The sequence below is a fragment of the Microbacterium aureliae genome (assembly GCF_054780155.1).
On record NZ_BAAGWW010000002.1, the window covers coordinates 684,132 to 695,406 of the forward strand.

Below are 11,275 nucleotides of genomic sequence, written 5' to 3' on the forward strand. Positions count from 1 at the left end.
TATGGTGGTCGGCTGTGTCCACATGTCCCCGCGGAAACGCGGCGCGTGACGTGTGGGCTTCGGGGACGATCGAGCACTCCACCTGACGACAAGGAAACGAGCCCCACCCGGGCCCACGGAGGTAATCCCCTTGGCTGCTGCGCGCAACGCATCCACCACCACCCTCAAGAACGGACGCGGAGCTTCCCGTCTTTCGTTCGCCAAGATTTCCGACACGCTGACGGTCCCGGACCTGCTGGCGCTGCAGACGGAATCGTTCGACTGGCTCGTCGGCAACGAGGCCTGGAAGCAGCGCCTCGCCGAGGCGCAGGCTGCCGGCCGCACCGACGTCGCCCTCAAGAGCGGCCTCGAGGAGATCTTCGAGGAGATCTCGCCCATCGAGGACCTCAGCGAGACGATGCAGCTGTCGTTCACGAACCCTTACCTCGAGCCCGAGAAGTACTCCATCGAGGAGTGCAAGGAGCGCGGCAAGACCTACGCCGCCCCGCTCTACGTCGAGGCCGAGTTCATGAACCACCAGACCGGTGAGATCAAGACGCAGACGGTCTTCATGGGCGACTTCCCCCTGCAGACCGACAAGGGCACGTTCATCATCAACGGCACCGAGCGCGTCGTCGTCTCGCAGCTCGTGCGCTCGCCCGGCGTCTACTTCGACAAGACCCCCGACAAGACGTCCGACAAGGACATCGTCTCGGCGCGCGTCATCCCCAGCCGCGGCGCGTGGCTGGAGTTCGAGATCGACAAGCGCGACCAGGTGGGCGTGCGCATCGACCGCAAGCGCAAGCAGTCGGTCACCGTCTTCCTCAAGGCCCTCGGCCTGTCCAGCGAGGACATCCTGAACGAGTTCGCGGGCTTCGACTCGATCGAAGAGACGCTGTCCAAGGACACGATCCTCACCAAGGAGGACGCGCTCCGCGACATCTACCGCAAGCTGCGTCCGGGCGAGCAGGTCGCCGCCGAGGCCGCCCGCGCGCTTCTGGACAACTTCTACTTCAACCCCAAGCGCTACGACCTGGCGAAGGTCGGCCGGTACAAGATCAACCAGAAGCTGGGCCTGGACGCTCCGCTGTCCGACTCGGTCCTGACCGTCGACGACATCGTCGCCACGATCAAGTACCTCGTCCGCCTGCACCGCGGCGACACGACCTTCGAGGGCCTGCGCTCGGGCAAGACCGCCGAGATCCGCCTGGACGTCGACGACATCGACAACTTCGGCAACCGCCGCATCCGCGCGGTGGGCGAGCTCATCCAGAACCAGGTCCGCACCGGTCTGTCCCGCATGGAGCGCGTCGTCCGCGAGCGCATGACCACGCAGGACATCGAGGCGATCACGCCGCAGACCCTGATCAACGTGCGTCCCGTCGTGGCGGCGATCAAGGAGTTCTTCGGCACGTCGCAGCTGTCGCAGTTCATGGACCAGAACAACCCGCTCGCGGGGCTGACCCACAAGCGCCGCCTGTCGGCGCTCGGCCCCGGCGGTCTGTCGCGTGAGCGCGCGGGCGTCGAGGTCCGTGACGTCCACCCGTCGCACTACGGCCGCATGTGCCCGATCGAGACGCCGGAAGGCCCGAACATCGGCCTGATCGGCTCGCTCGCGTCGTTCGCCCGCATCAACTCGTTCGGCTTCATCGAGACGCCGTACCGCAAGGTCGTCGGCGGCCGCGTGACCGACGAGATCGAGTACCTCACCGCGAGCCAGGAGGACGACTTCATCGTCGCCCAGGCCAACGCGCCGCTGAAGGCCGACGGCCACTTCGCCGAGGACCGCGTCCTCGCCCGCTCCAAGGGCGGCGAGGTGGACCTCATCCCCGCCGACGAGATCGGCTACATGGACGTCTCGCCGCGCCAGATGGTGTCGGTGGCGACCTCGCTCATCCCGTTCCTCGAGCACGACGACGCCAACCGCGCGCTCATGGGCGCGAACATGCAGCGCCAGGCCGTGCCGCTGCTGCGCTCGGAGTCGCCGGTGGTCGGCACGGGCATGGAGGGCTACGCCGCGATCGACGCCGGTGACGTCATCACCGCCGAGAAGGCGGGCGTCGTGCTGGAGGTCTCGGCCGACGTCGTCACGGTGCAGCTGGACGAGGGCGGCACGCAGGACTACTTCCTGCGCAAGTTCGACCGCTCCAACCAGGGCACGTCCTACAACCAGCGCGTCATCGTCTCGGCGGGCGACCGCATCGAGGCCGGCGAGGTCATCGCCGACGGCCCCGCGACCGAGAACGGCGAGCTCGCGCTCGGCAAGAACCTGCTCGTGGCGTTCATGACGTGGGAGGGCCACAACTTCGAGGACGCCATCATCCTCAGCCAGGACCTGGTGAAGGACGACACCCTCTCGTCGATCCACATCGAGGAGTACGAGGTCGACGCCCGCGACACCAAGCTCGGCAAGGAGGAGATCACCCGTGACCTCCCCAACGTCAGCCCCGACCTGCTGAAGGACCTCGACGAGCGCGGCATCATCCGCATCGGCGCCGAGGTCCGCCCCGGCGACATCCTCGTCGGCAAGGTCACGCCCAAGGGCGAGACCGAGCTGTCGGCCGAGGAGCGTCTGCTCCGCGCGATCTTCAACGAGAAGAGCCGCGAGGTCCGCGACACGTCGCTGAAGGTCCCCCACGGCGAGGCCGGCACGATCATCGCGGTCAAGGAGTTCAACGCCGAGGACGGCGACGACGAGCTCGGCTCGGGCGTCAACCGCCGCGTCGTGGTCTACATCGCCCAGAAGCGCAAGATCACCGAGGGCGACAAGCTCGCCGGCCGCCACGGCAACAAGGGCGTCATCGCGAAGATCCTCCCCGTCGAGGACATGCCGTTCCTCGCCGACGGCACCCCGGTCGACGTTATCCTCAACCCGCTCGGCATCCCCGGTCGCATGAACTTCGGCCAGGTGCTCGAGACGCATCTCGGCTGGATCGCCAAGCAGGGTTGGAAGGTCGAGGGCACCCCCGAGTGGGCGATGCGCCTTCCGGACGAGGCCCGCGAGGCCGCCCCCGGCACGAAGGTCGCCACCCCCGTGTTCGACGGCGCGTTCGAGGAGGAGATCGCGGGCCTGCTGGACTCCACGCTCCCCACGCGCGACGGCGACCGGCTGATCGACTCCAGCGGCAAGACCCGCCTGTTCGACGGCCGCTCCGGCGAGCCGTTCCCGGCGCCCATCTCGGTCGGCTACATGTACATCCTGAAGCTGCACCACCTCGTGGACGACAAGATCCACGCGCGCTCGACCGGCCCGTACTCGATGATCACGCAGCAGCCGCTGGGTGGTAAGGCGCAGTTCGGCGGCCAGCGCTTCGGTGAGATGGAGGTGTGGGCCCTCGAGGCCTACGGTGCCGCGTACGCGCTGCAGGAGCTCCTGACGATCAAGTCCGACGACATCCTCGGCCGCGTCAAGGTGTACGAGGCGATCGTCAAGGGCGAGAACATCCAGGAGCCCGGCATCCCGGAGTCGTTCAAGGTCCTCATGAAGGAGATGCAGTCGCTCTGCCTGAACGTCGAGGTCCTCTCGGCCGACGGCACCGCGGTGAACCTGCGGGACACCGACGACGACGCCTTCCGCGCCGCCGAGGAGCTCGGCATCAACATCTCGACCCGGTTCGAGTCCTCGTCCATCGACGAGATCTGATCTCGCCAGGCAACGCAAGAATTCCGACACAGGAGAACTAGTGCTCGACGCAACAACTTTCGATGAGCTTCGCATCGGCCTGGCCACCGCCGACGACATCCGTCGCTGGTCCTACGGCGAGGTCAAGAAGCCCGAGACCATCAACTACCGCACGCTCAAGCCCGAGAAGGACGGCCTCTTCGGCGAGCAGATCTTCGGACCCAGCCGCGACTGGGAGTGCGCCTGCGGCAAGTACAAGCGCGTCCGCTTCAAGGGCATCGTGTGCGAGCGATGCGGTGTCGAGGTCACCAAGTCCTCGGTCCGCCGCGAGCGCATGGGCCACATCGAGCTCGCCGCGCCCGTCACCCACATCTGGTACTTCAAGGGCGTCCCCTCGCGCCTGGGCTACCTGCTGGACATGGCGCCGAAGGACCTCGAGAAGGTCATCTACTTCGCCGCCTACATGGTGATCTCGGTCGACGAGGACGCGCGCCACCGCGACCTCGCCACGCAGGAGAACAACATCCGCCTCGAGCTGAAGACGCTCGGCGACCGCCGCGACTCGCGGATCGCCACGCGTCTGGCCAAGCTGGAGGAGGAGCTCGCCGCGCTCGAGGAGGAAGGCGCCAAGGCCGACCAGAAGAAGAAGGTCAAGGACGCCGCCGAGAAGGAGATGGCGCAGATCCGCAAGCAGGCGGACGACTCCATCGCCAAGCTCGAGCGCGTGTGGGAGGACTTCCGCACGCTCGAGGTCGGCGCGCTCAAGGGCGAGGACGAGATCTTCCACGAGCTGCAGGACCGCTTCGGCCAGTACTTCGAGGCCCACATGGGCGCCGAGGCCATCAAGCTGCGCCTGCTGTCGTTCGACCTGGCCACCGAGGCCGAGAACCTGCACCTGCAGATCGCCGAGGGCAAGGGGCAGCGCAAGATCCGCGCGATCAAGCGCCTGAAGGTCGTGAACTCCTTCCTGCAGACCGGCATGAGCCCGGCCGCGATGGTGCTCGACGTCGTCCCGGTGATCCCGCCCGAGCTCCGGCCGATGGTCCAGCTCGACGGTGGCCGCTTCGCCACGTCGGACCTCAACGACCTGTACCGCCGCGTGATCAACCGCAACAACCGCCTGCGTCGCCTGATCGACCTCGGTGCCCCCGAGATCATCGTCAACAACGAGAAGCGGATGCTGCAGGAGGCCGTCGACGCGCTGTTCGACAACGGCCGCCGCGGTCGCCCCGTCACGGGCACCGGCAACCGCGCGCTGAAGTCCCTGAGCGACATGCTCAAGGGAAAGCAGGGCCGGTTCCGCCAGAACCTGCTCGGAAAGCGCGTGGACTACTCGGGCCGTTCGGTCATCGTCGTTGGTCCGCAGCTGAAGCTGCACCAGTGCGGTCTGCCCAAGCAGATGGCGCTGGAGCTGTTCAAGCCGTTCGTGATCAAGCGCCTGATCGACCTCGGTCACTCGCAGAACATCAAGGCCGCCAAGCGCGCCGTCGAGCGCTACCGTCCCGAGGTCTGGGACGTGCTCGAAGAGATCATCCGCGAGCGTCCGGTGCTGCTCAACCGCGCACCCACGCTGCACCGCCTCGGCATCCAGGCCTTCGAGCCGCAGCTCGTCGAGGGTAAGGCCATCCAGCTGCACCCGCTCGTGTGCGCCGCCTTCAACGCGGACTTCGACGGTGACCAGATGGCCGTGCACCTGCCGCTGTCGGTCGAGGCCCAGGCCGAGGCCCGCATCCTGATGCTGGCGTCGAACAACATCCTCAAGCCGTCGGACGGCCGTCCGGTCACCCTGCCCTCGCAGGACATGATCATCGGCCTGCACCACCTGACCACGGTCAGGGAGGGCGCCGCCGGCGAGGGTCGCGTGTTCGGCTCGGTGTCCGAGGCGATCCTGGCCAAGGACGAGGGCGCCCTCGACCTGCAGGCCAAGGTGCGCATCCGCATCCCGGGTCTGGCCTTCCTCGAGGGCGACGCCCCCGAGGGCTACGAGCGCCACGGTCTCGTGGACGCCTCGCTCGGTCAGGCGATCTTCAACGACGCGCTGCCCAAGGGCTACCCGTTCGTGCGCGAGCAGGCCGACAAGGGCAAACTGTCGCAGATCGTCAACAAGCTGGCCGAGGAGTACCCCAAGGTCGAGGTCGCCGCGACGCTGGACCGCATCAAGGACGCCGGCTTCTACTGGGCCACCCGTTCGGGTGTCACCGTGGCGCTCAGCGACATCCTCACGCCGCCCAGCAAGAAGGAGATCGTCGCCAAGCACGAGAAGGCCGCGGCCAAGGCGCAGGCGCAGTTCGAGAAGGGTCTCACCACCGACGCCGAGCGTCGTCAGGAGCTCATCAAGATCTGGACCGAGGCGACCGACGAGGTCCAGGCCGCGATGCGGGAGAACTTCCCCGAGGACAACACCATCAACCGCATGGTGTCGTCGGGTGCCCGTGGTAACTGGCTGCAGATCCGGAACATCGCCGGTATGCGAGGCCTGGTGAACAACCCCAAGGGTGAGATCATCCCGCGTCCGATCATCTCGTCGTACCGCGAGGGCCTGTCGGTGGCGGAGTACTTCATCGCCACCCACGGTGCCCGAAAGGGTCTGGCCGACACCGCGCTGCGTACCGCCGACTCGGGGTACCTCACGCGTCGTCTGGTGGACGTCTCGCAGGACGTCATCATCCGCGAGGAGGACTGCGGCACGTCGAAGGGCCTCGAGATGCCGATCGCCGCCGCGGGCGCCGACGGTGCGCTCGTGCGCGACCCGAACGTCGAGAACTCGGTGTTCGCACGGACCCTGGCGGTCGACGTCGTCGACGAGGCGGGCACCGTGCTGCTGGCCGCCGGCTCGGACGTCGGCGACCCCGAGATCAACCAGCTGATCGAGTCGGGCGTGGAGTCCATCAAGGTCCGCTCGGTCCTCACGTGCGACTCCGCGGTCGGCGTGTGCGCGCTGTGCTACGGCCGCTCGCTGGCCACCGGATCGCTCGTCGACATCGGCGAGGCGGTCGGCATCATCGCCGCCCAGTCGATCGGTGAGCCCGGAACGCAGCTGACGATGCGTACCTTCCACACCGGTGGCTCGGCGTCGGCCGATGACATCACGCAGGGTCTGCCCCGCGTGCAGGAGCTCTTCGAGGCGCGTACCCCCAAGGGCGCGTCGCCGATCGCCGAGGCCGACGGCCGCATCACGATCGACGAGACCGACAAGGCCAAGAAGGTCATCCTGACGCCCGACAACGGCGACGAGCCGCACGTCTACCCCGTGCTCAAGCGCGCGACGCTGCTGGTCGAGGACGGCCAGCACGTCACGGTCGGCCAGCCGATCCTCGTCGGCACGCTCGACCCCAAGGAGGTCATGCGTGTCATGGGCGCCCGCGAGGTGCAGAAGTACCTCGTCGGCGGCGTGCAGGGCGTCTACCGCTCGCAGGGTGTGCCGATCCACGACAAGCACATCGAGGTCATCGTGCGCCAGATGCTGCGGAAGGTCACCGTGGTCGACCACGGCGACACCACGCTGCTGCCCGGCGAGATGGTGGACCTCAAGCGCTACCAGTCGATCAACCGCGAGGCCGTCGCCGAGGGCAAGCGCCCCGCCTCGGGCCGTCCCGAGCTGATGGGTATCACCAAGGCGTCGCTGGCGACCGAGTCGTGGCTGTCGGCCGCCTCGTTCCAGGAGACCACCCGGGTGCTCACCCAGGCGGCCATGGAGGGCAAGAGCGACCCGCTGGTCGGCCTCAAGGAGAACGTCATCATCGGAAAGCTCATCCCCGCCGGAACCGGACTTGCGAAGTACCGCAACGTCACGGTCGAGGCGACGGAGGAGGCCAAGAGCGAGCGGTACCCCAACCGCATCTTCGCCTCGGACGGCGCCTACTCGGACGCCGACCTGAGCTACGTCGACTTCGACAGCTTCACCACGGACGACTTCTCGGGCAACTACAACTGAGACACCCGTCACACCGAGGGCCCCGGTTCACACCGGGGCCCTCGGTCGTTTCGCGTGCCGCGCCGGGCAGTCGGCGCGATGCCGATCTACCGTGGAGCCATGGCTCGGACGGGGGGACGAAGCACGTGGATCGCGGTGCCCGCGACGCTCGCGTGCTTCGCCGTCGTGGCCGCCCTGCTGTGGCTCGCGGTGCCGATGCTGCCCGTCGCCGTCACGTGGGTCGGCGACACCCTGCGCGGAGCGAGCGAACGGGCGGCCCGCGTGCCCGCGCCGCCGGCATCCGAGACCATCGATCTGAACGCCGTGGACTGCCGGGGCCTGTACCCGGACTCGCTGTGGGCGGAGCTCACCTGGACGGCCGGGGTCGTCCTGCGGCAGGACCGCACGCCGCCCGACACGGCCGCCGGCTCGGTGACCGAGGCGCTGGCACCCGAGGTGCGCGTGACGTGCCGCTGGGCGCGCGAGACGCCCGGGTCGATCGTGACCACCCTGTCGTCGGTGGACTCCGCCTCGCTGCCGGTGGCCGAGGCGGCACTGCGCTCGCAGGGGTTCGCGTGCGATGCGAGCCCGGTCGCCGACCGCCCCGCCCTCAGCTGTGCGCGTGACGTCGGGCGGGTGCGCGAGGAGCACACGTTCCGCGCGGGGCTGTGGCTGTCCAGCGTCGAGACGACGTGGCAGCCCGAGGCGTACGGCCCGCGGCTGGACCGGTTCCTGTTCGGGTGAGGCTCAGCCGCCGAAGACGGCGGTGACGATCGCGTCGGTGTAGCCGCTCGGGGCAAGGTTGGAGTAACGCGTGTCGATGAGCACGTCGTCGCGCCAGAACAGCGTCCGCCCGTCGGTGACCGGGTAGGTGTCGTTCTTCCACGACTTCTCGCAGCGCGTCCCGCCGTCCGGCGTGTAGCACGTGAAGTCCTCGTCGTCGGCGAGCTCGTTCAGCAGATCCAACGCGGGTCCCCGGTAGATGCGCGTGATCTCTGTCACCAGACGGGTGGTGTCGGCGCCCGGGTCGCCCCACACGCACACCAGGCTGCCGTCCGACTGCGCGCCCGAAGGGCCGAAGGCGGGATCGTTCAGCGGCACGTCCTCGAGCTGGGCGAGCACGGCGGCCGACAGGATGGCCCGGCAGTCCGTGGGGATCCGGGCCGAGGCTGCGGGGGTGGCGGTCGCCTCGAGCGTCCGCGTCGGGATCGGCGTAGGGGTGGCCGGGGCGGACATGGGGGTGGATGCCGGCGGTGCGTCCGCATCGGGGGCGCACCCCGCGAGTGCCGCCGCGGTCAGCAGCGCCGCGGTGACCGACAGCATCCGCGCGATCATGCCTCGCATGGCGAACACCCTAGCGACGCGGCGGGACGCGCCGGTGCGGCGCGCTGGGAATCGCGCGGCACGCCTGCCGGGCGGCGGGCGGTGCGGGCGCTACCCTCGCACTGCGGGAACCGGTCCCGCGTGAGGAGTGCATCCGATGAGCGACCCCAAGTCGACGTACGGCGAACCCGTCGAAGAGCCCACCCACGACGGCGACGTCGTCGGGCGCGCCAACGAGGGCCTGGCCGACGCCGAGGCCGCTCGCCGTGACGCCGCCGCGCGCGAGGCGGCCGACGCCGCGCCCAGCACGTCCACCGGTCCGCTGCGCGCCGACCTCAACGGTCGCTCCGCCGACGCTGCAGATGAGCCCGTGAGCGACCAGCCCGTGAGCGACGCGCCCGAGCCGGCGTCGGCCGTGCACGCCTCGGCGTACGACGCCCCCGCGACCTCGGTGTACGACGCTCCCGGCACCGGCGACGCGCCGCGCGTCACGGCGAGCGAGCCGTCGGGCGAGCACCACGAGCACGACACGTACGCTGCCGCTCCCGAGCGTCGCGATCACGACGTGTACGCCGCTCCGGCCGCCACCGGCGGCGCCCTCGGTGCGGGCGCCGCCGCGACGTCGGGCTTCGGCGGTCAGCCGATCTTCGTGCAGGCGCCCGAGGCGCCGCGGCCGCGCAGTAACCGCGCCGCCGCCGCCGGCATCGGCATCCTCGCCGCCCTCTCCTTCGGCGCCCTGTACCTCGCGGCGTGGCTCGGCATCGGCGCGCTCGAGGGCGACGTCGATCTCGCCGGTGTCGGCACGACCGCCCTCGAGGCGCTCGCCACGTGGTCGTTCTGGGTGCCGGTCGTGGTCTTCTTCCTGGCCTTCTGGCTGCTGGGCGCGGCGATCAACCGCGGCCGCTGGGGGCTGTGGGTCATCCTCGGCCTGCTCGTGGGACTCGCCGCGTACGGCGGGCACCTGCTCGGGCAGCTCTTCCAGGCGCCCTTCTGGATGCTCACCGCCCGCGAGGGCGCGGAACTGCTCGAGGGGCAGTACCTGGCGCCCCTCGCGATCGCCGCGTTCGTCTTCGCCCGCGAGCTCACGATCTGGTTCGGGGCGTGGGTCGCCTCGCGCGGTCGCCGGGTGACCGAGCTCAACGTCGCCGCGCAGCGCGAGTACGAGCGCACGCTCGAGGCCGGGCCGCAGCTCGTCCGCCCCTGACCAGGCAGCCGCGGTGACAGGGCGCGCGCCCGGCGAAGCCGGCCCCGTGAGGCCGGCCGTCGCGCTCGCGCTCGCGACGGTCTCGTTCGTCGCCCTCCTCATCTTCGGGCTCGGGATGCTGAGTCTGCTGCTGAACGCGGACGTGGTGGCCACGCCCGGCCTGGGCCTCGCCCCCGGCGTTTCGGCGACCACCGCGGCGACGGTGGCGTTCGCGGCGGGGCTGTGGGCCGGCATCCGTCGTCGCCCCTCGTACCTCGCCGCGGTGTGGTGCGCGGCGGCGGCGTTCCTGGCCTACCTCGGCGGCGTGTGGTTCGGCGCCCTGCTCGCAGGCGGCGGTCCGGCGGCGGCCCTGGGAGCCGCCGGCGCGGTGGCGACGTCGTGGTTCGGCGTCGTGGTGGCCGCGGTGGGGCTCGTATGCGGCTGGGGCGGGGTCGCGCTCGTGCGCACGCGCGCGGCACGCCCGCGGTGGCCGTGGGAGTCCGAGGACGATCTGTAGGGCGGGTCCGGCGGGATATCCCGCCCGCGGCGGTCCCGCGGCGCTACCGTGAACGTGTGGAGCGCTCGCTCGAGACGCAGGTGAGCCAGGCCGTGGACGCCTGGCTGCGCTGGCTCCCGCGCTGGCAGCCCGCCACCCACCGCGGCCGGGTCGCTCCGTGCCGACGCTGCTTCGGGTCGCCCGTCCTGTCCGCCGCGGGCCTCGGGGCCGATGTGCCGCACGGCGTGCAGCACGGGCTGTCCACCCGGATCAAGACGATCGTCGACCACGCCGTCGCCGAGTACACCGCGCTGAACCTGCCGATGCTGCAGGCGGAGCTCGATCAGCAGGCCGCCCGCAACCGCGCCCGCACGTACCAGCCGGGCGAGGGGCTGGAGCCGGAGTTCGACGGGCTGCCGCTGGACCCCGACCCGGTGCCGGGCTCGCCGTTCCTGTTCACGATCGCGGGGCTCGCCGAAGAGGCCGCCGCGCACGTGCCCGATCTGCCGCCGCTGAGCGACGAGGCCAAGGCCGCGCTGCGTCAGGAGGTGGGGCTCGCCGACGACTACGCCAACATGATCGGCCGCGAGGTGTGCGCGATCCTGCTCCACCACCGACTGCGGATCCAGTCGGCCGTCGCCACCTACGTCGAGCCGCAGATCGAGGCGATGCTCGAGGAGCTCACCAAGTCGCTGGACGCGCCGTTCGACCCCAACGATCCGCCGCGGGAATGACCCGCGGCATCCGTCGTCGCACCCC

At 69.9% G+C, this 11,275-nt stretch carries 7 protein-coding genes; 6 read left to right on the top strand and 1 reads right to left on the bottom strand.

The features are described 5' to 3' along the window. Positions 1-130: 130 nt before the first annotated feature. The 3 genes from rpoB to ACYVF4_RS09330 all read left to right on the top strand — a co-directional run bounded on the left by rpoB (position 131) and on the right by ACYVF4_RS09330 (position 8,258). Positions 131-3,622 carry a DNA-directed RNA polymerase subunit beta gene (gene rpoB, locus ACYVF4_RS09320; RefSeq protein ID WP_460721989.1) on the top strand — a complete coding sequence of 1,164 codons (3,492 nt, stop codon included), beginning with the start codon at positions 131-133 and terminating at the stop codon, positions 3,620-3,622. 40 nt (positions 3,623-3,662) lie between these two features. After that, complete coding sequence (gene rpoC, locus ACYVF4_RS09325) at positions 3,663-7,535, top strand: DNA-directed RNA polymerase subunit beta' (RefSeq protein ID WP_460721991.1); 3,873 nt, start codon at positions 3,663-3,665, stop codon at positions 7,533-7,535. A 99-nt stretch (positions 7,536-7,634) separates the two neighbouring features. Further along, on the top strand, positions 7,635-8,258 hold the full coding sequence (locus tag ACYVF4_RS09330; RefSeq protein ID WP_460721993.1) for a hypothetical protein: 624 nt from the start codon (positions 7,635-7,637) through the stop codon (positions 8,256-8,258). A gap of 3 nt (positions 8,259-8,261) precedes the next feature. On the opposite strand, the gene ACYVF4_RS09335 is transcribed toward ACYVF4_RS09330, so the two are convergent. Then, entirely contained in the window at positions 8,262-8,858 is a 597-nt protein-coding gene (locus tag ACYVF4_RS09335; RefSeq protein ID WP_460721995.1) for a hypothetical protein, read from the bottom strand. A 136-nt stretch (positions 8,859-8,994) separates the two neighbouring features. Between ACYVF4_RS09335 and ACYVF4_RS09340 the strand changes: the two genes are divergently transcribed. Genes ACYVF4_RS09340 through ACYVF4_RS09350 form a run of 3 tightly spaced genes read left to right on the top strand, consistent with a single transcriptional unit; the run spans position 8,995 to position 11,250 of the window. Then, a complete protein-coding gene (locus tag ACYVF4_RS09340) occupies positions 8,995-10,041 on the top strand; it encodes an ABC transporter (RefSeq protein ID WP_460721997.1) in 1,047 nt (348 codons plus the stop codon). A gap of 46 nt (positions 10,042-10,087) precedes the next feature. Continuing rightward, positions 10,088-10,537 (top strand): hypothetical protein, encoded by a 450-nt coding sequence (locus ACYVF4_RS09345; RefSeq protein WP_460721999.1) that lies wholly within the window; start codon positions 10,088-10,090, stop codon positions 10,535-10,537. A 56-nt stretch (positions 10,538-10,593) separates the two neighbouring features. Further along, entirely contained in the window at positions 10,594-11,250 is a 657-nt protein-coding gene (locus ACYVF4_RS09350; RefSeq protein ID WP_460722001.1) for a spermidine/putrescine ABC transporter substrate-binding protein, read from the top strand. The last annotated feature ends 25 nt before the right edge of the window (positions 11,251-11,275 follow it).

Excerpts from the sequence above, each read along its gene's own strand:
- ACYVF4_RS09335 (WP_460721995.1), bottom strand. The coding sequence starts at position 8,858 with ATGCGAGGCATGATCGCGCGGATGCTGTCGGTCACCGCGGCGCTGCTG.
- ACYVF4_RS09330 (WP_460721993.1), top strand. The coding sequence starts at position 7,635 with ATGGCTCGGACGGGGGGACGAAGCACGTGGATCGCGGTGCCCGCGACG.
- ACYVF4_RS09340 (WP_460721997.1), top strand. The coding sequence starts at position 8,995 with ATGAGCGACCCCAAGTCGACGTACGGCGAACCCGTCGAAGAGCCCACC.